This window comes from Bacillus sp. FSL K6-6540, from assembly GCF_038007545.1.
Genome location: NZ_JBBOXH010000002.1, coordinates 650,473 through 671,388, shown reverse-complemented (window position 1 = coordinate 671,388; position 20,916 = coordinate 650,473). Strand labels below are relative to the sequence as shown.

20 protein-coding genes and 3 riboswitches are annotated in these 20,916 nt (G+C 45.8%); of the genes, 11 read left to right on the top strand and 9 right to left on the bottom strand.

Translation table 11 applies throughout. The features are described from left to right. Position 1 precedes the first annotated feature (1 nt). Complete coding sequence (locus tag MHH82_RS35795; RefSeq protein WP_072175330.1) at positions 2-1,288, bottom strand: MFS transporter; 1,287 nt, start codon at positions 1,286-1,288, stop codon at positions 2-4. A gap of 206 nt (positions 1,289-1,494) precedes the next feature. Between MHH82_RS35795 and MHH82_RS35790 the strand changes: the two genes are divergently transcribed. The 3 genes from MHH82_RS35790 to bglS all read left to right on the top strand — a co-directional run bounded on the left by MHH82_RS35790 (position 1,495) and on the right by bglS (position 4,128). After that, positions 1,495-2,175 (top strand): hypothetical protein, encoded by a 681-nt coding sequence (locus MHH82_RS35790; RefSeq protein ID WP_010886641.1) that lies wholly within the window; start codon positions 1,495-1,497, stop codon positions 2,173-2,175. Between the two features lie 95 nt (positions 2,176-2,270). Further along, on the top strand, positions 2,271-3,104 hold the full coding sequence (licT, locus tag MHH82_RS35785) for a transcriptional antiterminator LicT (protein ID WP_003242598.1): 834 nt from the start codon (positions 2,271-2,273) through the stop codon (positions 3,102-3,104). Between the two features lie 295 nt (positions 3,105-3,399). After that, on the top strand, positions 3,400-4,128 hold the full coding sequence (gene bglS / locus MHH82_RS35780) for a beta-glucanase (RefSeq protein ID WP_128738423.1): 729 nt from the start codon (positions 3,400-3,402) through the stop codon (positions 4,126-4,128). Between the two features lie 158 nt (positions 4,129-4,286). Here bglS and citH read toward each other — a convergent pair whose 3' ends face one another. Further along, positions 4,287-5,567, bottom strand: a complete 1,281-nt coding sequence (citH, locus tag MHH82_RS35775; protein WP_003227205.1) for a citrate transporter CitH — start codon at positions 5,565-5,567, stop codon at positions 4,287-4,289. A gap of 200 nt (positions 5,568-5,767) precedes the next feature. Here citH and MHH82_RS35770 point away from each other — a divergent pair, with 200 nt between their 5' ends. The 3 genes from MHH82_RS35770 to MHH82_RS35760 all read left to right on the top strand — a co-directional run bounded on the left by MHH82_RS35770 (position 5,768) and on the right by MHH82_RS35760 (position 8,984). Beyond that, on the top strand, positions 5,768-7,828 hold the full coding sequence (locus tag MHH82_RS35770) for a catalase (protein ID WP_072175331.1): 2,061 nt from the start codon (positions 5,768-5,770) through the stop codon (positions 7,826-7,828). A 49-nt stretch (positions 7,829-7,877) separates the two neighbouring features. Then, positions 7,878-8,168 carry a hypothetical protein gene (locus tag MHH82_RS35765; protein ID WP_014478421.1) on the top strand — a complete coding sequence of 97 codons (291 nt, stop codon included), beginning with the start codon at positions 7,878-7,880 and terminating at the stop codon, positions 8,166-8,168. Positions 8,169-8,312: 144 nt separating this feature from the next. Further along, positions 8,313-8,984, top strand: coding sequence for a DUF3298 and DUF4163 domain-containing protein (locus MHH82_RS35760; protein ID WP_072175332.1), 672 nt, complete (start codon positions 8,313-8,315; stop codon positions 8,982-8,984). 41 nt (positions 8,985-9,025) lie between these two features. Here MHH82_RS35760 and MHH82_RS35755 read toward each other — a convergent pair whose 3' ends face one another. After that, entirely contained in the window at positions 9,026-10,219 is a 1,194-nt protein-coding gene (locus MHH82_RS35755) for a NupC/NupG family nucleoside CNT transporter (protein ID WP_072175333.1), read from the bottom strand. Between the two features lie 127 nt (positions 10,220-10,346). Continuing rightward, positions 10,347-10,448, bottom strand: a riboswitch (purine riboswitch). A 385-nt stretch (positions 10,449-10,833) separates the two neighbouring features. On the opposite strand from MHH82_RS35755, the gene MHH82_RS35750 reads away from it, so the two are divergent. The 5 genes from MHH82_RS35750 to MHH82_RS35730 all read left to right on the top strand — a co-directional run bounded on the left by MHH82_RS35750 (position 10,834) and on the right by MHH82_RS35730 (position 15,431). Then, positions 10,834-11,682 carry a methyltransferase domain-containing protein gene (locus MHH82_RS35750; protein WP_120027635.1) on the top strand — a complete coding sequence of 283 codons (849 nt, stop codon included), beginning with the start codon at positions 10,834-10,836 and terminating at the stop codon, positions 11,680-11,682. Positions 11,683-11,835: 153 nt separating this feature from the next. Then, on the top strand, positions 11,836-13,254 hold the full coding sequence (locus tag MHH82_RS35745; protein WP_003243205.1) for a GntP family permease: 1,419 nt from the start codon (positions 11,836-11,838) through the stop codon (positions 13,252-13,254). Between the two features lie 23 nt (positions 13,255-13,277). Then, entirely contained in the window at positions 13,278-13,994 is a 717-nt protein-coding gene (locus tag MHH82_RS35740) for a CoA transferase subunit A (protein WP_041850343.1), read from the top strand. Further along, complete coding sequence (locus MHH82_RS35735) at positions 13,991-14,641, top strand: succinyl-CoA--3-ketoacid CoA transferase subunit B (RefSeq protein WP_003243049.1); 651 nt, start codon at positions 13,991-13,993, stop codon at positions 14,639-14,641. Before MHH82_RS35740 ends, MHH82_RS35735 begins: the two co-directional genes overlap by 4 nt. A gap of 16 nt (positions 14,642-14,657) precedes the next feature. Then, positions 14,658-15,431, top strand: coding sequence for a 3-hydroxybutyrate dehydrogenase (locus MHH82_RS35730; RefSeq protein ID WP_014481333.1), 774 nt, complete (start codon positions 14,658-14,660; stop codon positions 15,429-15,431). A gap of 52 nt (positions 15,432-15,483) precedes the next feature. On the opposite strand, the gene MHH82_RS35725 is transcribed toward MHH82_RS35730, so the two are convergent. From MHH82_RS35725 to pepT, 6 genes are all read right to left on the bottom strand, one after another. After that, entirely contained in the window at positions 15,484-16,620 is a 1,137-nt protein-coding gene (locus MHH82_RS35725) for a 5-methyltetrahydropteroyltriglutamate--homocysteine S-methyltransferase (protein ID WP_064671767.1), read from the bottom strand. 77 nt (positions 16,621-16,697) lie between these two features. Continuing rightward, a riboswitch (SAM riboswitch) is annotated at positions 16,698-16,804 on the bottom strand. A gap of 68 nt (positions 16,805-16,872) precedes the next feature. Beyond that, positions 16,873-18,006, bottom strand: coding sequence for a 5-methyltetrahydropteroyltriglutamate--homocysteine S-methyltransferase (locus tag MHH82_RS35720; RefSeq protein WP_072175334.1), 1,134 nt, complete (start codon positions 18,004-18,006; stop codon positions 16,873-16,875). A gap of 82 nt (positions 18,007-18,088) precedes the next feature. After that, positions 18,089-18,195, bottom strand: a riboswitch (SAM riboswitch). Positions 18,196-18,260: 65 nt separating this feature from the next. After that, on the bottom strand, positions 18,261-18,749 hold the full coding sequence (locus tag MHH82_RS35715; RefSeq protein ID WP_014481330.1) for an LURP-one-related/scramblase family protein: 489 nt from the start codon (positions 18,747-18,749) through the stop codon (positions 18,261-18,263). Positions 18,750-18,877: 128 nt separating this feature from the next. Beyond that, complete coding sequence (locus tag MHH82_RS35710; protein ID WP_072173222.1) at positions 18,878-19,141, bottom strand: hypothetical protein; 264 nt, start codon at positions 19,139-19,141, stop codon at positions 18,878-18,880. Between the two features lie 289 nt (positions 19,142-19,430). Next, positions 19,431-19,559, bottom strand: coding sequence for a hypothetical protein (locus MHH82_RS35705; protein ID WP_003227241.1), 129 nt, complete (start codon positions 19,557-19,559; stop codon positions 19,431-19,433). A gap of 104 nt (positions 19,560-19,663) precedes the next feature. Further along, a complete protein-coding gene (pepT, locus tag MHH82_RS35700) occupies positions 19,664-20,896 on the bottom strand; it encodes a peptidase T (RefSeq protein ID WP_024571478.1) in 1,233 nt (410 codons plus the stop codon). Between the last annotated feature and the right edge of the window lie 20 nt (positions 20,897-20,916).

Here is a 20,916-nt window from a genome sequence, read left to right as displayed (position 1 = left end):
GTTAAAGGGGCAGGTCATTTTGCTGCTGGCTGACATCTGTGCTGGTTTCCTCGGGAACAAAGGCAAGAATCACAATACCAATCACAAACAAAATGATCAGGCTGAACACCGCAGTCGAGGATTTACCGGTCAGCTGGGCGGTAACGGCAATGAGCAGCGGCCCCATAATTGAGGCGAATTTTCCAAAAATGTTGTAGAAGCCAAAGAATTCATTGGCGTGGCGCTTTGGCACAAGCTTGGCGAAATAGGAACGGCTGAGGGCTTGAATACCGCCCTGCGAGGTGGCGACAAGCATAGCCAGTATCCAGAAATCAAGCGTTGTCTCCATAAAATAGGCATACACGCAAACGATCATATAAATGACGATCCCGACGTACAGCATGGTCTTCCCCGTGAAGCGTTCTGCCAGTTTTCCGTATATAATCGAAAACGGCGCAGCGACCACCTGGGTGACAAATAGGATGATCAGGAGGCTTGAGGAACCGATCCCTAAGTCTGATCCATAGGATGTCGACATCGTAATAATCGTGCCGACTCCGTCGATATAAAAGAAATAAGCGAGCAAAAAGAGGAAAAGTGCCCGGTATTGCCTGATCCGTTTCATCGTCTGGCCGAGCCGCTTAAAGCTGTTGATGACAATATGAGGTTCTCTTTTGATGTAATAGCGTTGATGGACATGTTTAATCATTGGGATGGTGAACAGCCCCCACCAGGCAGCCGTTATGAAAAAGGACAGCTGGCTTGCGGCCGATACAGACACTGGAATAGTCTCTGCTTGCGCGAGCAGGATGACAGCAATACTGATGATAAATGGAATCGTGCTTCCGATGTATCCTAAGCCAAAACCCCGTGCCGAGACGAGATTCATCCGCTTCTCAGTCGTGACGTCAACGAGAAAGGCATCATAAAACACATTGGCTCCGGAAAAACCGATAGCCGATATCGTATAAAACAGCAGCAATAGCAGCCAATGCTCACTTGGGATAAAGGCCAGCATTGCGGTGCTGGCGACACCGGCTGACACAAAGAAACCGAAGAACTTTTTCTTGCACCCTTCATAGTCGGCGATTGTGCCTAAAATAGGCCCGAGCATCGCAAGAATAAACGTTGAAATCGCAATGGTATAGCCCAGATAGGCAGTCGATTGAGCGGCGCTGACACCGCTTTCCGCAGCTGCTGATTTATAAAATAACGGAAATACCGCGGTGGTCACGACAATTGAGTAAGCAGAATTTGCCCAGTCATATAATACCCAGCTGTTTTCTTGTTTCGTAAAACGTTTCATCATCAGAGCCCCTCTCCGGTAACGATACTTCTATTGTACGAGAAATGGGCCTGAAAAGAATGGAATGAACGTCAATTTTTACAAAATATTTATGTTTTTTCGCTTCAAATCATACTTTTGATTTATTGCTTGGGTTAGGTGCATCTGGTACCATTTAACTATATTTTATGGTATTTTCCAGAAGGGATTCAGCAGAGAGGAGACAGAGCATGAGGCGAATAGGCTTGTGTATAAGCCTGCTGGTCACAGTTCTTGTGATGAGCGCATGCGAAAGTGAAGGTGAGGCTCAGATGTTCGCAGACTGTGATCAAAAGACAGTAAAACAAACCGCAGCCAAACCGATGAGCAGTAAGAAAAAGCAGGATTTCCAAGCCCTCGCAAGCGACAGGCAGCTGGCCATTGTGTTCAGTTCCATGATACAAGTGAGCGAAGCATTTGATTATGGAATCGGCAATCCAGAATACTTCGTGCGAATCAGCATGACTGAAGAAGAAGCAGACATTGCGAAGGAGAATCTCGAATCGATTAAGCTTGAGAACAAATCGCTCAAAAAACAAAACAGCGAGGCGGTTGCCTTGCTTCAAAAAACGCGTAATCAAGATATGAGCCGCATCGAAATTCAGCAGCTGACAGAAAATAGAGCCGGTTTTTTTGAGACCGCAGACAGTATGATCAAACTCATCAACCAAGTCACACCGAAAAACGCGAAGAAGACAAGACAGCAGCTGGATCAGCTGAAAAAACAATATACACAATACAGCGCTGAAAGCATTAAAATCATGAACAGCATTGTCAAAAAGCAGAAAGCTGACAAGGCATCATTTGAACGCCATCTGGAGGCGCTGCTTCAAAAACAGCCCGGGCAGCAGGTACGGAGTGAATTGTACTGACCAGCTTCCGTCTTTCCCTGATGATATTGACCTAGTACAAAAAGAATGTACAATCAAGATATAGTCTGTTCTTAGTAGATTTGGAGGGACATGCCATGAAAATTGCGAAGGTGATCAACAATAATGTGATCAGCGTGGTCAATGAACAGGGGAAAGAATTGGTCGTCATGGGCAGGGGGCTCGCGTTTCAGAAAAAGTCCGGCGATGATGTCGATGAAGCCCGCATTGAGAAAGTGTTCACGCTCGATAACAAGGATGTATCAGAAAAGTTCAAAACCCTTTTGTATGATATACCGATCGAGTGTATGGAAGTATCCGAAGAGATTATCAGCTACGCAAAATTACAGCTCGGCAAAAAGCTCAACGACAGCATCTATGTGTCGCTGACCGACCATATTAACTTTGCCATCCAGCGCAACCAGAAAGGGCTTGATATCAAAAACGCCTTGCTGTGGGAAACAAAACGGCTCTACAAAGACGAATTTGCGATCGGCAAAGAAGCGTTGGTTATGGTAAAAAACAAGACTGGTGTGTCTCTGCCAGAGGATGAAGCAGGCTTTATTGCTCTGCATATTGTAAATGCCGAGCTGAATGAAGAGATGCCCAATATTATCAACATTACAAAAGTCATGCAAGAGATTTTGAGTATTGTAAAATACCATTTTAAGATTGAATTCAACGAAGAATCGCTTCACTATTATCGGTTCGTCACCCACTTAAAGTTTTTCGCGCAGCGTCTATTTAACGGCACTCACATGGAAAGCCAGGACGATTTTTTGCTGGATACAGTGAAAGAAAAGTATCATCGCGCGTATGAGTGCACGAAGAAAATCCAAACCTACATTGAGCGGGAGTATGAGCACAAGCTCACAAGTGACGAGCTGCTGTATTTAACCATTCACATAGAAAGGGTAGTTAAACAAGCATAATGAGAGCGCTGACATTTGTGTTTCCTTGTGTTCACTTTTTCTTACATTCACATATGAAAATGGTAGGATTGTTACTGATAAAGCAGGCAAAACCTAAATTGCAATGAGTGCGGATCATCTCTGTCTGTGCTGATGGTAATTTAGGTTTTTATTTTTTTCAGAGGGAAGATGATGATAGTTACAGGATTCAAGTTAGTAAGATTCGATATTATCATTATTTTGACCGATGTTCCCTTTTAAAAGAATCATGTAAGATCAACATGGAAAACGCTTTCAATGAAAGGGGAATGCCAATATGCCTTATCTGAAACGAGTGTTGCTGCTTCTTGTCACTGGATTGTTTATGAGTTTGTTTGCAGTCACTGCTACTGCCTCAGCTCAAACAGGTGGATCGTTTTTTGACCCTTTTAACGGCTATAACTCCGGTTTTTGGCAAAAAGCAGATGGTTATTCGAATGGAAATATGTTCAACTGCACGTGGCGGGCTAATAACGTATCAGTGACGTCATTGGGTGAAATGCGTTTAGCGCTAACAAGCCCATCTTATAACAAGTTTGACTGCGGGGAAAACCGTTCTGTTCAAACATATGGCTATGGACTTTATGAAGTCAGAATGAAACCAGCTAAAAACACAGGGATCGTTTCATCGTTCTTCACTTACACAGGTCCAACAGATGGAACTCCTTGGGATGAGATTGATATCGAATTTTTAGGAAAAGATACAACAAAGGTTCAATTTAACTATTATACAAATGGTGCAGGAAACCATGAGAAGATTGTTGATCTCGGGTTTGATGCAGCCAATGCCTATCATACGTATGCATTCGATTGGCAGCCAAACTCTATTAAATGGTATGTCGATGGGCAATTAAAACATACTGCAACAAACCAAATTCCGACAACACCTGGAAAGATCATGATGAATTTGTGGAATGGTACGGGTGTCGATGAATGGCTTGGCTCCTACAATGGTGTAAATCCGCTATACGCTCATTATGACTGGGTGCGCTATACAAAAAAATAATGCCAAATGTGAAAGAGCCTGCTGCAAATATAGCAGGCTCTTATGATTGTAATGAGAAGTTGTTGGCATGAATCTTCTATTCACTCATAATATCCTATTTGATCTTCTCCCCTCTGTAAATCACGTACTCACTCAATGCTACGATCAAGCTCATACATTTAGAAAGAAATAATCCCAATCAAAAGTGCGGCAATCGTCATCACAATCGTTGTTCCCACGGCCCATTTAATAGTGAATTTTTGATGGTCGCCAAAGCTGACGCCTGCCATTCCAACCAAAAGATAGGTGGAAGGCACAAGCGGGCTGAGCAGATGCACAGGCTGCCCCAGCAAGGAGGCCCTTCCGATTTCAGCGGCGTCTATTCCGTAAGCGGAAGCGGCTTCGGCGATGATGGGAAGGACACCGAAGTAAAAGGCGTCATTCGACATGAAAAAGGTGAATGGCATGCTGACGATCGCAGTGATCAACGGCAGGTGCGGGCCCATGGCATCAGGGATGAGTGAAACGAGAGAATGCGCCATGGCATCGACCATTTTTGTGCCGGAGAGAATGCCTGTGAATATGCCCGCAGCAAACACCATTGAGACAACGTTTAACGCATTACCCGCATGCGCCGAGATTCGTTTCTGCTGCTCTTTGACATTTGGATAGTTGACCATCAAGGCGACGGCGAACGCAGTCATAAAAAGAACAGGGAGCGGCAGCAGGCTGGTGATCAGTGCGGCCATCAGAGCGACAGTCAGCAGCAGGTTAAACCATTGAAGAGCGGGGCGCTTGAGCGGTGCGGCCTCCGGATCGGAAGACGGTGCGTGATCAATCGAAATGACGCCGAGCCGCTTCCGCTCTTTCTTTCCGAGGATATAAGCAACGGCGATCACCCAGAGAATGCCGGCGATCATAGCGGGAATCAGCGGCGTGAAGACCTCTGACGTGTCCAATTTTAAGGAAGCCAAAACCCTCGCAGTCGGCCCGCCCCACGGGATAATATTCATAACCCCCGAACCGAGCATCGCTATTCCCGCTAACACCAAACGGTTCATGCCGAGCCGTTTGTAGAGAGGCAGCATCGCTGCAATGGTAATCATATAGGTTGTTGTCCCATCTCCGTCCAGCGAAATGGTCATGGTCAGAACCGCTGTGCCTACAGCGATTTTTAACGGATCTCCTTTGACAAACGATAAGATTTTGGCAATGAGAGGATCAAACAGGCCTGAGTCAATCATAATGCCGAAATACAGGATGGCGAATAACAGCATGATACCGGTAGGGGCGAGGTCTGTAACGCCCTGAATCATCATCTCGCCGAGATCTTTGCCAAATCCGCTGATCAGGGCAAACACAATAGGAACGACAATCAAAGCAATAAGAGCGGAAAGCCGGTTAGACATAATAAGGTACATAAAGACAATCATCATCACAAAACCGAGTATGGCAAGCATGATATGACCTCCCCTATTCAACAGCTTTTTTGGTAAGCGCTTCCATACTTTCTTTCTGTAAAGAAGGCTTATTTCAAATGTGTATGACCGCATATTTATATGTAGACCAAAAATCCTAATGAGCGGATTAGCAGTTTATATGAAGAACGCCACGGGTAAATGTGCTGTAGAATGTTTCGTTTTAAAAAGGGGGAACAGACATGAGTGATGACCAAAACAAACGTGTAAATGAACACTCAAAGGACGAGCAGCTTGAGCAGTACAGGACCGATAACAGCGGGAAGAAAATGACGACAAACCAAGGCTTGCGGGTGTCAGAGGATGAGCATTCGTTAAAAGCCGGGGTTCGCGGCCCGACGCTGATGGAGGATTTTCACTTCCGGGAGAAAATGACGCACTTTGACCATGAGAGGATTCCGGAGCGCGTTGTGCATGCGCGCGGATTTGGCGTGCATGGCTTTTTTCAGGTTTACGAACCAATGACGGAATATACACGGGCCAAATTTCTTCAGGACCCTTCGGTGAAGACACCGGTATTTGTCCGTTTCTCTACGGTTGCGGGTTCTAAAGGCTCCGCAGACACGGTGCGGGATGCCAGAGGCTTTGCGACAAAATTTTATACTGAAGAAGGAAACTATGACCTTGTGGGAAATAACATTCCGGTGTTTTTCATTCAGGACGCAATCAAATTTCCGGATTTGGTTCACGCGTTTAAGCCTGAGCCACACAATGAAATGCCTCAGGCCGCGACTGCCCATGATACGTTTTGGGATTTTGTCGCCAATAACCCTGAGTCTGCCCACATGGTGATGTGGACGATGTCTGATAGAGGCATCCCCCGCAGCTACCGAATGATGGAGGGCTTCGGCGTGCACACGTTCCGTTTTGTCAATGAACAAGGAAAGGCACGTTTCGTGAAATTTCACTGGAAGCCGGTGCTCGGCGTGCATTCTCTCGTATGGGATGAAGCACAGAAAATTGCAGGGAAAGATCCGGATTTCCATCGCCGTGACCTGTGGGAAACAATTGAAAACGGCGGCAAGGTTGAATACGAGCTCGGCGTGCAGATGATTGATGAGGAAGATGAATTCAAGTTTGATTTTGATATTCTTGATCCGACTAAGCTGTGGCCGGAAGAGCTTGTGCCGGTGAAGATCATTGGGAAAATGACGCTGAACCGCAACCAGGATAATGTGTTTGCGGAAACAGAACAAGTCGCATTCCACCCGGGAAATGTCGTGCCGGGCATCGACTTTACAAATGACCCGCTCCTGCAGGGACGGCTTTTCTCTTATACAGACACACAGCTCATCCGTCTTGGCGGCCCGAACTTCCATGAGCTTCCGATTAACCGGCCGGTATGTCCATTCCATAACAATCAATACGACGGCTATCACCGGATGACGATCAATAAGGGACCTGTCGCTTATCATAAAAACTCTTTGCAAAACAATGATCCGTCGCCAGCGACAGCTGAAGAAGGCGGCTACGTCCACTATCAGGAAAAAGTCGAGGGCAAAAAAATCCGCCAGCGAAGCGACAGCTTCAACGATTATTACTCACAGGCGAAGCTTTTCTGGAACAGCATGTCTCCTGTGGAGAAACAGCACATCATTTCTGCTTTCTGCTTCGAGGTCGGGAAGGTCAAAAGCAAAGACGTACAGCGGCAGGTCGTTGATGTCTTCAGCAATGTCGATGCAGATTTAGCAGAAGAAATCGCCAAAGGGGTAGGCGTGGCGACGCCCGCGAAGCGTAAAGCATCTAAAGAAATTCTTACTTCGCCTGCGTTAAGCCAAGCCCGTACAGTGAAAACTGCGTCAACAAGAAAAGTCGCTGTACTCGCCGGAAACGGATTTCATGAAAAAGAGCTGCAAACAGTGCTGGAAGCCTTAAAGCAAGAAGGAATCACAGTGGATATCATCAGTCAAAATCTGGGGTATATGACAAGCGGCAGCGGACAGCAGCTTGAGGCCAGCGGCACGTTCCTGACGGTTGATTCTGTTCTGTATGATGCCGTCTATGCCGCAGGAGGCCCGGAGTTAAAAGAAAACAAACAAGCGATGGCGTTTATCAGAGAAGCTTACAATCACTACAAGGCGATCGGTGCGGCAAATGAAGGAATTGGCCTTCTTCAATCCTCTGTCGGGACAACAGAGGGGCCAGGCATCGTAACGGCTAAAGATGAACCTGACTACACCGCTTTCAGCAAGGCATTTATCGATGCGGTTTCTGCTCATCGCCATTGGGATAGACGAATTTGACCTGCTCCTGTATCTTTAAGGAAGATACTTTTCATAAGGAGCATGACAAATGAACGAAAAACAGCTCGCTGAAGCTTACGAACGCGATGAAAATATGATGATTTTGGTGTTTGCCCAATGGTGCGTGAACCATGATCTTGATCCGATGGAGCTGTACGCCAAAGCGTATCCGCAGCAAAAGCTGAATGAAAGCTTGAAAAAAACCATGGACGATCTGGTCGTGCCAAAACACGAAGCAGAGCACATTCCGGACCAGACTGTCATTGCGGTATTAGAGATGTTCGGAAATACAGATTTGGCACAGGCCGTTCATGAAGCGATTTCTGGGCGCAAACAGTAAAAAAAGAGACATCCTGTGTCTCTTTTTTTATTGGAAAAATCATGCTGTTAGACCTAGAAACTTCTTTCAATTTAATCAGTCTATAAAAGTGTGTATTGCTTAAATAAGGGAATGTTAAACAACGACATCGAAGGAGGAGATCGTATGAAATGGAATAACATGATGAAAGCCGCGGGGATTGCAGTCTTGCTTTTTTCCGTAGTTGCATATGCGGCCCCATCTCTAAAAGCAGTTCAAACGAAAACACCGACTGTCAGCACCCATACGTACAAAAAGATCAAGGAGTTAACGTATCCACAAGTGCATCACGTCGGGAATGCCGTGTTTGAAAAGAAAATCAATCAAGAGCTGAAAGCCTACATTGAACAATCGTATCAGGAATATCTGAAAAACAAAAAAGCAGGCGAACAGCAGGGCTTTAAAACGGAATATCAAACATCCTTCAGCGTCAAATACAATGCGGCAGGCAAGCTCAGCATTCAAACACTCAATTATATCTATTCAGGGGGCGCTCACGGTTTAACGTCTGTCCAGTCCTTCAACTATGACTTGAAAGCACAAAAGCGGGTGACGCTGGATCAGATTCTGAACACCAAAACAAAAGTCAGCAAAACGAGAGATTACCTATATAGCTATATCAAAAAACACGATGAGCTGTTTTTCCCTGATGTAAAGAAAGAGGATATAACCCTAAACAAAGACACAATGTTTTACTTTACGGCAAACGGGATCGCCATCGTCTTCGGCCAGTATGACTTGGGGCCTTATGCAGCGGGAATCCGGGATGTGCATGTGCCAGCCTCTATTTATCAATAATGAAAAGAGCCATATCCGAAAAGGGATATGGCTGAATGTTTCTACCACACAAACAGGCCGACAATCGCAGCACTTAATAAAGATACCGCAATTCCGCTGACGAGCAGTTTCCACACGTTTCTCCCGATGACCGTTGACTTTTCTCCGTCAAGGATCGAATTGTACGTGCCGTAAATCATGCCGACCGTACTGAAGTTTGCAAAGGACGTCAGGAATGTCGTCGCCACCGCAACGGTGTGAGGCGGAAGGGATTTGAGATTGTTTTTCAAGTCAAGCATCGCAACAAACTCGTTCGTTGCTAATTTCATGCCCATCAGCTGAGCGACATACATCGCATCGTGCACTGGCAATCCAAGCAGGAATGCGAACGGACTGAACAGATAAGCAAAAATCGTCTGGATGGTCAGGCCGTGTACGAAAACGCCAAGAATGCCATTAACTGCTGACGTTAATGCGACATATCCGATCACCATTGCCAAAATAACGATAACCATGTTCATGCCGACAAGCATACTGTTAGAAATCGTAGAGAAAAAGTCTTTCTTCTCTTCTTTAGGCGGTGTATAGATGATATCTTCATCCTCCGGCACGTGAACAGGATTCAGCAGGTTTGCGATAATCAGCGCGTTTAAGCAGTTCAAAGGAATCGCTGTAAACACGTATGTCGCAGGCACCATTGACAGATAAGATCCGATAATGGAGCCGCTGATGCTGCTCATGCTCATTAAGCCGAATGTGAGCAGGCGGTTGTTGCTTAAAACCGTTAGCTGCTGGCGAATAACCGCAAGTGCTTCGGTATTTCCCAAGAACATCATTTGAATAGAGAAAAAGCTTTCTAATTTCGGCAAGCGGGAAGCCTTTGAAATCACCCATCCGATTTTATCAATCAGCCAAGGCAAAATGCCGAAATACGTTAAAATATCAAAGAATGTGACGATAAAGATAATTGGAAGAAGCGCACTAAAGAAAAAGTCTACTGTTTCATTCGCCATTACTGACGGAAAGGCAAACGCGATACCGTCACTAGCGCAAGCAATCAGCCAAGTGAAGAAATCACCGATTTTACCGATGGCCCAGCTTCCGACTTTTGTTCCCAGCATAAACCAAGTAATCAGCAATTCCAGAACAATTAACGTCATGATCGGGCGCCACTTGATTTTCTTTTTCTGCGGAGAACATAGGAATACAACTGCCATAATCACAATGAGACCGATAAGGTTTAGTAAAAAGTACATGATAGCAACTCCTATGAGGGTTATTATGGAAACAAAAAAAGCTCTTATTCTTCACAAATTCTGGAAGTGCAGAAAGTGTGAAAAATAAGAGCAAACAGAAAAGAACTTGTCCTTTTCAACTCGTTCAAATTTATTCAAACTTTCTTGTAGTCTAGTTTTTTACGGTTACTAGGTAGAAACAATCAGACCATATTACTGATCATATACAAGAATGTCTTTTTCTAAGATGATAGCAGTATTTTATCCTTTCACTTTTTGAAAATCAACCTTTTTAACTATTTTCACAATAATAAAATTTATATTCTAAAATGAGAAAATAAAGGAAAAACATGTCGGATTGCTATGCTGATATGATGTTGGCGGGATACCAGCATTTCATACTGATTTTTCCTCACCATAAGATTCCAGCTCCTGGAGATTTGTTGTATGATGGAAATGGGGAAACCCATACAGCAGAAAGGGAGTTTTTTTCATGATTATCCAATTCATTCGTTATAGATAATGACAGGTGTAGACAAACTGCCAGACCTGGCCAATTTTTGAGATAGGCCTAGGTTTATTTGTCTATGCCTTTTTCATTTATCTAAAAATGAATGAATGAGGTGTTTTTTATCATGAAGCAAACAGTTGATTTCAGCTTGTTTCGATGTCCGCTCTGCGGTTCTTCCATGGATGCGGCATCAGGAAAAAGCTTGATTTGTACAGAACGGCGGCATACATTTGATTTATCTCGGCACGGCTACGTGAACTTCCTGACAAAGCCGGTCAAAACCAGTTACGGTGCCGAGCTTTTTGAAGCGAGAAGCAGGCTGATTGGAGAATATGGTTTTTTTGAGCCGCTCCATGATACGATTGCAGAACTCATCAGCCATCCCAAATCCGGTCAAGAGGCATTTACCATCCTGGACAGCGGTTGCGGTGAGGGTTCCCATTTGAACGCGCTTTGCGGGTTTGATTATTTAGGGAAAGAAGCGATAGGAACCGGCATCGATCTTTCGAAGGATGGGATCTTAAAAGCTTCTAAGGCATTCAAAGATCAGATGTGGGCGGTTGCCGATGTGGCGCGTGCTCCTTTTCATGATCGCCAATTTGATGTTGTGCTGTCTATTTTTTCCCCGTCCAATTATGCAGAGTTTCATAGACTGCTGAAGAATGATGGCATGCTCGTAAAAGTAGTGCCGCGAAGCGACTATTTAATAGAATTAAGGCAATTTTTATATGCTGATTCACCAAGGCGCACGTATTCCAATGCGGCAGCTGTTGAGCGTTTTACAGCAAATGCAGCATACAGCCGTCCTGTCAGGCTGCGCTATGTTAAAACGCTTGACCAGCAGGCGATCCACTGGCTTCTCAAGATGACGCCGCTTGCCTGGTCGGCGCTGAAAGATCGAGTCAGCCTGCTGAAAGAGATGAAATCAGTCGATATTACGATTGATGTTGATATCCTAGTAGGAATGAAATGAATGGCAGAGGAAAGCTCCGAAAAAAGGAGCTTTCCTTTTTTAATCGGAATAGTTGGCCCACGCTTCTCGTACATATGGAAAGGGGACGGAAACAGCCGATGCGGACAGGTTTTTGTAAACGCTTTCTCGTTCGCGGAAATGGGGGATGTGTGTGTGGAACTGATCATCATTCTATTGGCGTTAGGTTTGCTGATGTTTACGGCGTATCGGGGATTTTCTGTCATATTGTTTGCGCCGATTTGCGCGTTATTCGCGGTGCTGCTGACAGATCCAAGCCATGTGCTTCCTTTTTTTTCATCAATTTTTATGGAGAAGATGGCGGGTTTTATTAAGCTGTATTTCCCAGTGTTTTTGCTCGGTGCCATTTTTGGAAAGGTCGTTGAAATGGCCGGGCTTGCGGCATCAATCGCGAAAACAATTGTCCGGCTTGTCGGGGCAAAAAGAGCGATACTTGCCATTGTGCTGATGGGCGCTGTCTTGACGTACAGCGGCGTCAGCCTGTTTGTTGTCGTATTTGCCGTATATCCTTTTGCGAAAAACATGTTCCAAGAAGCAAACATACCAAAACGCCTCATCCCGGGAACGATTGCTTTAGGGGCTTTTACGTTTACGATGGACGCACTTCCGGGAACGCCGCAAATCCAAAATGTCATCCCGACGTCGTTTTTCAAAACAGACATTTATGCCGCCCCTTGGCTGGGCTTGATGGGCGCAGTGATTGTGCTGGCAGCTGGGATGCTCTATTTGGAATCAAGGCGGAAGAAAGCGCAGGCATCTGGCGAAGGTTATGGCGGTTTTGATTCGCAGAATGCTCCTGCTCCTGAATCGATTGAGTCCGCGGCTGAACCGGACAAAAGCCCGATTCGGCACGCGCTTGCCTTTGTCCCGCTTATTCTCGTCGGTGCAGTGAATAAATATTTCACCATTTACCTGCCAAAGTGGTATCCGAATGGATTTGATTTTTCTTCCATAGGATTAAAGGAGTTCGGCAGGCTTGATATTTCTTCAGCGGCTGCTATTTGGTCGGTGGAGATTGCTTTAGTGATTGGCATCATCACAACGATTTTATTTGATTGGAGAAGTGTGTTTGCCCAATTGAAGGAAGGGCTGAATGAAGGAATTGGCGGCGCCTTGCTGGCATCTATGAATACGGGTGCCGAGTACGGGTTCGGCGGCATTATCGCCGCGCTGCCGGGGTTTCATAAGCTGAGCAGCGGAATTTCACATACTTTTACCGATCCGCTTGTAAATGGCGCCGTTACGACAACTGCGCTGGCGGGAATCACCGGCTCGGCTTCAGGAGGAATGGGCATTGCGTTAAGCGCGATGTCAGAACAATACTTACAGGCGATTCAGGCTTACAATATTCCGCCAGAGGTGATGCATCGGGTCATTTCAATGGCATCAGGCGGGATGGACACACTGCCGCATAATGGCGCTGTTATCACGCTTCTGGCCGTGACGGGTTTGACACACCGGCAATCCTATCGCGATATTTTTGCGATCACGCTCATTAAAACGGCTGCCGTATTTGCTGTAATCGCGATTTACAGCCTGACTGGTCTAGTGTAGAAGAAAACGAAAGGAGCATCAATATGGGAAAAGTGCTGTCATCAAGCAAGGAAGCTGCGAAACTGATTCATGATGGGGATATGCTGATCGCGGGAGGGTTTGGGCTGTGCGGCATCCCTGAACAGCTCATTTTGTCTATAAGAGATCAGGGAGTAAAGGATTTAACCGTTGTCAGCAATAACTGCGGAGTCGATGACTGGGGGCTTGGTTTGCTTCTGGCTAACAAGCAAATCAAGAAAATGATTGCTTCCTATGTCGGTGAAAATAAAATTTTTGAGCGGCAGTTTTTAAGCGGAGAGCTTGAGGTCGAGCTTGTTCCCCAAGGAACGCTCGCTGAGAGAATTCGTGCAGGCGGTGCAGGCATACCGGGATTTTATACGGCGACAGGCGTCGGCACCTCCATAGCCGAGGGAAAAGAACATAAAACATTCGGCGGCCGGACTTATGTGCTGGAGCGAGGCATTACCGGCGATGTGGCGATCGTCAAAGCGTGGAAAGCGGACACCATGGGCAATTTGGTTTTTAGGAAAACGGCGAGAAATTTCAATCCCATTGCCGCCATGGCAGGCAAGATCACGATTGCCGAGGCGGAAGAAATCGTGGAAGCAGGAGAGCTCGATCCAGATCACATCCATACGCCGGGAATTTACGTACAGCATGTCGTGCTTGGCGCGAGCCAAGAAAAACGGATTGAAAAACGAACAGTTCAGCAAGCATCGGGAAAGGGTGAGGCCAAGTGAAGGAAGCGAGAAAACGAATGGTCAAACGGGCTGTACAAGAAATCAAGGACGGCATGAATGTGAATCTCGGGATTGGAATGCCGACGCTTGTCGCAAATGAGATACCCGACGGCGTTCACGTCATGCTTCAGTCGGAAAACGGCTTGCTCGGAATTGGCCCCTATCCTCTGGAAGGAACGGAAGACGCGGATTTGATCAATGCGGGAAAGGAAACGATCACTGAAGTGACGGGCGCCTCTTATTTTGACAGCGCTGAGTCATTCGCGATGATAAGAGGCGGGCATATCGATTTGGCTATTCTTGGTGGAATGGAGGTTTCGGAGCAGGGTGATTTGGCCAATTGGATGATCCCGGGCAAAATGGTAAAAGGGATGGGCGGCGCTATGGATCTCGTCAACGGGGCGAAACGGATCGTTGTCATCATGGAGCACGTCAATAAGCATGGTGAATCAAAGGTGAAAAAAACATGCTCCCTTCCGCTGACAGGCCAGAAAGTCGTGCACAGGCTGATTACGGATTTGGCTGTATTTGATTTTGTGAACGGCCGCATGACACTGACGGAGCTTCAGGATGGTGTCACAATTGAAGAGGTTTATGAAAAAACAGAAGCTGATTTCGCTGTAAGCCAGTCTGTACTCAATTCTTAATGGGAAGGTGTTTGACATGAGAAAACAAGTCGCCTTGGTGACAGGGGCTGCCGGCGGAATCGGATTCGAAATGGCAAGAGAATTCGCCCGGGAAGGTGCCAGCGTCATCGTTTCAGACCTCCGTCCGGAAGCATGTGAAAAAGCAGCCTCCAAACTTGCAGAAGAAGGCTTTGACGCGGCGGCCATTCCGTATGATGTGACAAAGGAAGCGCAAGTTGCTGATACGGTGAACGTCATCCAAAAACAATACGGCCGCTTGGATATTCTGGTGAACAATGCCGGTATTCAGCACGTCGCTCCGATTGAAGAGTTTCCGACAGACACCTTTGAACAGCTGATCAAGGTCATGCTGACGGCCCCCTTTATTGCAATGAAGCATGTTTTTCCGATCATGAAAAAACAGCAGTTTGGCAGAATCATTAATATCGCGTCTGTTAATGGATTAGTCGGCTTTGCAGGGAAATCCGCTTATAATAGCGCCAAGCACGGCGTCATTGGACTCACAAAAGTAGGGGCGCTGGAAGGCGCGCCCCACGGCATTACAGTCAATGCGCTCTGCCCGGGTTATGTCGATACCCAGCTTGTACGCAATCAGCTTAGCGATCTATCGAAAACTAGAAATGTCCCTTACGACTCTGTACTTGAACAAGTCATTTTTCCGCTTGTGCCGCAAAAGCGACTGCTTTCCGTCAAGGAAATTGCGGATTATGCCGTGTTTTTGGCAAGCGAGAAGGCGAAGGGCGTCACTGGGCAGGCTGTCGTCCTTGATGGGGGCTACACCGCACAGTGACATAAAAAAACACACTTGCTCCGCTAGGGAATCAAGTGTGTTTTTTCTTTGCTTATTTCCAAACATCATTAGCGATCTCAACCACATGGCGGAGCTTCGCCCATTGCTCTTCTTCAGTCAGCTTGTTGCCTTCCTCAGTTGAAGCAAATCCGCATTGAGGGCTGAGGCAAAGCTGGTCTAAGCTTACATAACGGGACGCTTCTTCGATACGGCGTTTCACGTCATCCGGATTTTCAAGCTCACCGAATTTAGATGTCACTAAGCCAAGAACAAGCTGAAGATCAGACCGTTTTACGTAACGTAGCGGCTCAAATCCGCCTGAGCGTGAATCATCATACTCTAAGAAAAGTCCGTCAAGATTCAAGCCGTCAAAAATGGTTTCGGCTGCTGCGTCATAGCCGCCTTCCGCTGTCCAAGTGGACTGGAAGTTGCCGCGGCAAATATGCATGGTTACCGTCAAGTCATCCGGGCGGTCTGCAATCGCGTCGTTAATCGATTTCGCAAACAGCTGGCGAAGCTCATCAGGCGTTGTTCCGAACGCTTCGATTTGTTTTAAGCCTTTTTCTGATAAGAAAACGGCCCACGCTGTATCATCAAGCTGGAGGTAGCGGCAGCCTCTGTCATAAAACGCTTGAATCGCTTTTTTATATGCTTTGGATACATCATGCTGGAAAAGGTGATAGTCGTTTTTGTATGCACCTTTTTCCAATTTCCCGCGGAAAAACAGCATATTCGGGCTTGGAATGGTCATCTTTGGCGTCGCGTCACCGGCAATGCTATGGAGAAATGAGTAATCTTCAAGCATTGGGTGTGTTGAAAAGTCGATATCGCCTGTGACTTTAATGCCGCGTGCTTTTGTCTGTACGTTATGGAATTGAATGCCTTGCTCAGGAGTAAACGGCTCAACGCCATCTAAGTTTTCCAGGAAATCAAAGTGCCACCATGCTCTGCGGAATTCACCGTCTGTCACGACGTTCAGGCCGGTTTCCTTCTGTTTTTCCACAATGCGGATGATTTCATCGTTTTCAATTTGGCGAAGCTGCTCAGCGGTCATTTCGCCGGCCGCTTTTTGCAGCCGCGCTTTTTTGACGGGCTCAGACCTTAGCAGGCTTCCGACTTGATCCGCGCGAAACGGCGGTTTTTTTCTTTGAAGTGATTTTTGTTCTGCGGGTGTTGTTTGTTGTGACATGTTGTCCATTCCTTCTTTCCATTCAAATGTAAAAAAGCTCTTCCTTTGGATAAGGAAGAGCTTGCGTGACAATCTCAACCTTATCTTCAAGAGCAATCATTGCTCTAAAGGATTTAGCACCATTCTGTTAAACAGCGGTTGCCGGGTATCGCAGGGCCAGTCCCTCCACCTCTCTTGATAAGGAAAACCTTTTTATGAAATTTTCTGATAGTATCTATTATTCACACATTTTCTATTTCTGTCAATGATAGATTATCTCCACACATCGTTGGCAATGTCGATGACATGGCGAAGCTTTGCCCATTGCTGCTCCTCTGTCAGAAGGTTGCCTTCTTCTGTAGAGGCGAAACCGCACTGCGGGCTCAGGCATAGCTGGTCCAAGCTGACAAAACGCGCGGCTTCATTGATACGGCGTTTCACATCCTCAGGATTTTCAAGCTCGCCGTATTTCGATGTGATCAAGCCGAGCACAATTTGCAGATCCTTGCGCTTCACAAAACGGAGCGGATCAAAGTTTCCGGAGCGGTCATCATCGTATTCCAAGAAAAGGCCGTCAAGGTTTAAGCCGTCCAAAATCGTTTCCGCTAAAGCGTCGTACCCTCCTGATGCCGCCCAGGTTGAGCGGAAGTTGCCGCGGCAAATGTGCATTGTGATCGTTAAATCGTCAGGCCGGTCTGCGACGGCATCGTTAATTGTTTTGGCAAATATGGCTGGCAATGTTTCTGGATCGCCGCCGAGCGCCCGGACAACCTCTCTGCCTTTTTCCTCAAAGAAGAGAGACCATGACGTATCATCGAGCTGGAGATAACGGCAGCCAGCATCATAGAAGGCTTTGATTGCTTTTTTGTACGCTTGGGCCAGATCATGAAAGTATTCCTCTTGATCGTCATAAATCCCTTTATCCGCCTTTTCGCCAAAAAACAGCATATTTGGGCTGGGAATGGTCAATTTTGGCGTCGCGTTACCAGCAATCTCATGTAAAAATTGATAATCAGCAAGCGCTGGGTGGCTCGTAAAATCGAGTTTTCCCGTCACTTTGATGCTGCGCGCTTTCGTTTTTGTGTTATGGAACTGAATTCCCTCAGCCGGGATGAACGGTTCCACACCGTCAAGCCCTTCCAGGAAGTCATAATGCCACCAGGAACGTCGGAATTCCCCGTCTGTTACCACATCGAGACCGATTTCTTTTTGTTTTTCCACGATGCGGGTGATCTCTTGATTTTCGATATCACGAAGCTGTTCCGCTGTCATCTCACCAGCCACTTTTTTTTGCCGGGCTTCCTTTACCGGAACGGAACGAAGCAAGCTGCCGACATGATCGGCGCGGAAAGGTGCTTTGCGTTGTTTTTCTGTTTTTTGTCCTGCAACATTCGTTTGTTGAGCCATGTTATTCGCCTCTTTTCTGAAATATTGAGCATGTAAAAAGCTCTTCCTTTGTGTAAGGAAGAGCTTGAACGATCAAATCTCCGCCTCATCTGCAAGAACGCAATGTTCTTAAGGATTTAGCACCATTCTGTTTGAAACAGCGGTTGCCGGGTATCATAGGGCCAGTCCCTCCACCTCTCTTGATAAGGTACAACTTCATATTCAGATTTCAATTATCTTAATATTATTACTTTTGGATCAATTGTCAATGCTTTTTAGAAAATACTTTCATCTTCATCGTTATATAAAACCATATCAAGCACGATAGCGATGGCAGTGCAAATCAGAACATCTCCCTCGTTTGCAATCTGCAAGTGATAGGAATCACCCCAACTGAGCCACTTTTTGCTCACTGACATCCGGACATTTTCCCCGTCCGTCAGCTGGAATTCATCCCTCCATAAATCACCATCGATTTCCCAGTTAAGCCCGGAAATCACAAATTTCGGTTTGAAAAACGTTACTTTCTTCGTTACCTCACAAACTGTTTTCCCGCCAATTGAAATCTCATAGCGCGGCAATAAAGACATTAGTTTTTGTTCTATGGAAACGAGCGTTTTCCCGGATGAGTCTGTCATTTGTAATGAGTCTCCTAACGAGAAAAAACGCCCCTCCACCTTGAATGTTTCTTGTTCATCCCGGTCATAAATGTGAAATGCATCTTTAAATGAGAACATTTTTTGTTTCATAAATAACTCGATCATTGCTGAAGTCTCCTTTGGGTTTGCCTTGTATGAAATTACGGATAGGTGGCGAAAAGGTTTCAGGCTCTAAATCAAAACAATTTTAAAAGGCTGCGTGATTCAGCAGCCTTTTCATTTGAAATATAGAATTAGGAAAGATGCATCCGGCGTTTTTGGCGGATGGCGTCAAGGTCGATTAGGTTGTTGTGATGAGGTGCAGCTGCTGGCAGAGGGCTTGTCTTTTGCGGTTTGCGGCGATTGTCCTTGCTGAAAGAAAAAAGAAGATAGCCGCATAATGCGATGATAATAAATAGGATCATATTACATACCTCCCAAAAAAAGTTTTGGTACTCTCTATTGTACGGATAAAAAGTCAAAAAGTATTCAAAAAATTCTAAATCAATAAATAACAAGAAACTGTCCCTCTAAAACAGTATAACCTGATGACCTGAAAATAGTCTTGAATCACGCTGTTTGCTCTTGTTGATGATTGGTTCTATAGTTACTATCGACGATAAAATAAATTCCTTTATATAACTTTTAACCTAAGTTTGAGTAATTCGAATTGCCTGTTTTTGGGTGCTGTATTCTTGCTTGTTTGGTTTATACCCTATTTTGCGGAATTGAACACAAAAAACCCAAATTACGGAGCATTTGGGCGGTACGGGTGAATACGGATTGTATTTAGGGGATTTGAATGTTTTATTTGAAGAAGCGTTTGAACATTTTTCTGATTTTTTGAAATGGGCTGGATTTCTTTTGCATGTTAAGCGGCCTGGAAATGATCCATTTTTTCAAGAGACTCTTTGCAGCGATTGCATGTTTTGTCATTGTTTTTCCTCCTCATTTGTTGATACTTGTTTTACGGAGGACGTGTTTAAAATGTTTCATTTTCACACAAAAAAGCCAGTCCTTTTTTGGACTGGCTTTTGGCATTAGGCTTGCGCTTCAAACTGCTTTGCAATCTCAACGATGACATTTACGGCTTTGACCATATTATCAACTGAGATGTATTCAAATTTGCCGTGGAAGTTTTCCCCGCCTGTAAAGATGTTTGGCGTCGGAAGCCCCATGTAGGACAGCTGCGATCCGTCGGTGCCGCCGCGGATGGGGGAAATCTTCGGTTCAATGCCGAGGTTTTCCATTGCTTGCTTGGCAATGTTGACGATTTCGATGACAGGTTCAATTTTCTCTCTCATGTTGTAGTATTGGTCGTTCATATCCAGCAGAATCCGGTCTTGCCCGTATTCGTTTTGAAGTTCTTCAACGGCACGCTTCATTGTTTCTTTTCTGTTTTGGAAATTCTCTTTGTCAAAGTCTCTAATAATGTAGTGGAGCTTTGTTTCCTCTACGTCTCCTTGAATCGACAGCAGGTGATAGAAGCCTTCATAGCCTTCCGTATATTCAGGCGCTTCGTCTGCCGGCAGCAGGCTGTTCAGCTTCATCGCGATTTTCGCAGAGTTGATCATTTTCCCTTTAGCTGTTCCGGGATGTACGTTGTTGCCTTTAATCGTAATTTTTGCGGCAGCGGCATTGAAGCTTTCGTATTCAAGCTCGCCGAGCGGCCCGCCGTCAACCGTGTAGGCAAAGGATGCATTGAACCGTTTCACATCAAATTTGTGCGGCCCTCTTCCGATTTCTTCATCAGGCGTAAAGGCGACTCTGATTGTGCCGTGCTTGATTTCAGGGTGTTTGATGAGGTAATCCATGGCTGTCATGATTTCAGCGATACCGGCCTTATTGTCTGCGCCGAGAAGGGTGGTGCCGTCTGTGGTGATGAGTGTATGGCCCTTATAGCCGGACAGCTCAGGGAATTGATCAGGTGACAGGGTGACCTGCAGCTGTTTGTTGAGAACGATGTCTTTTCCATCATAGCTTTCGATGATTTGCGGATTCACGTTTTTGCCGGTAAAGTCTGTAGCGGTGTCAACGTGAGCGAGAAAGCCGATTGTCGGCACGTCTTTTTCAGTATTGGAGGGAAGAGTTGCCATGACATAGCCGTTTTCATCAATGGCTGCATCCTGCATGCCGATGGACTTCAATTCATCAACGAGCATGTTTCCTAATGTCAATTGGCCGGGTGTGGAAGGACAAGTGTCAACGGATTCATCGGACTGTGTGTCGACTTTTACATATGTAGTAAACCGTTCAATGATTTCTTCTTTCATTTCCAATCATCTCCTTTGTC

What these genes read in the sequence shown, in the direction of transcription:
- MHH82_RS35795 (WP_072175330.1), bottom strand. Translation starts at nt 1,288, where the DNA reads ATGATGAAACGTTTTACGAAACAAGAAAACAGCTGGGTATTATATGAC.
- MHH82_RS35790 (WP_010886641.1), top strand. Translation starts at nt 1,495, where the DNA reads ATGAGGCGAATAGGCTTGTGTATAAGCCTGCTGGTCACAGTTCTTGTG.
- licT (WP_003242598.1), top strand. Translation starts at nt 2,271, where the DNA reads ATGAAAATTGCGAAGGTGATCAACAATAATGTGATCAGCGTGGTCAAT.
- bglS (WP_128738423.1), top strand. Translation starts at nt 3,400, where the DNA reads ATGCCTTATCTGAAACGAGTGTTGCTGCTTCTTGTCACTGGATTGTTT.
- citH (WP_003227205.1), bottom strand. Translation starts at nt 5,567, where the DNA reads ATGCTTGCCATACTCGGTTTTGTGATGATGATTGTCTTTATGTACCTT.
- MHH82_RS35770 (WP_072175331.1), top strand. Translation starts at nt 5,768, where the DNA reads ATGAGTGATGACCAAAACAAACGTGTAAATGAACACTCAAAGGACGAG.
- MHH82_RS35765 (WP_014478421.1), top strand. Translation starts at nt 7,878, where the DNA reads ATGAACGAAAAACAGCTCGCTGAAGCTTACGAACGCGATGAAAATATG.
- MHH82_RS35760 (WP_072175332.1), top strand. Translation starts at nt 8,313, where the DNA reads ATGAAATGGAATAACATGATGAAAGCCGCGGGGATTGCAGTCTTGCTT.
- MHH82_RS35755 (WP_072175333.1), bottom strand. Translation starts at nt 10,219, where the DNA reads ATGTACTTTTTACTAAACCTTATCGGTCTCATTGTGATTATGGCAGTT.
- MHH82_RS35750 (WP_120027635.1), top strand. Translation starts at nt 10,834, where the DNA reads ATGAAGCAAACAGTTGATTTCAGCTTGTTTCGATGTCCGCTCTGCGGT.
- MHH82_RS35740 (WP_041850343.1), top strand. Translation starts at nt 13,278, where the DNA reads ATGGGAAAAGTGCTGTCATCAAGCAAGGAAGCTGCGAAACTGATTCAT.
- MHH82_RS35730 (WP_014481333.1), top strand. Translation starts at nt 14,658, where the DNA reads ATGAGAAAACAAGTCGCCTTGGTGACAGGGGCTGCCGGCGGAATCGGA.
- MHH82_RS35725 (WP_064671767.1), bottom strand. Translation starts at nt 16,620, where the DNA reads ATGTCACAACAAACAACACCCGCAGAACAAAAATCACTTCAAAGAAAA.
- MHH82_RS35720 (WP_072175334.1), bottom strand. Translation starts at nt 18,006, where the DNA reads ATGGCTCAACAAACGAATGTTGCAGGACAAAAAACAGAAAAACAACGC.
- MHH82_RS35715 (WP_014481330.1), bottom strand. Translation starts at nt 18,749, where the DNA reads ATGATCGAGTTATTTATGAAACAAAAAATGTTCTCATTTAAAGATGCA.
- MHH82_RS35705 (WP_003227241.1), bottom strand. Translation starts at nt 19,559, where the DNA reads ATGACAAAACATGCAATCGCTGCAAAGAGTCTCTTGAAAAAATGGATC.
- pepT (WP_024571478.1), bottom strand. Translation starts at nt 20,896, where the DNA reads ATGAAAGAAGAAATCATTGAACGGTTTACTACATATGTAAAAGTCGAC.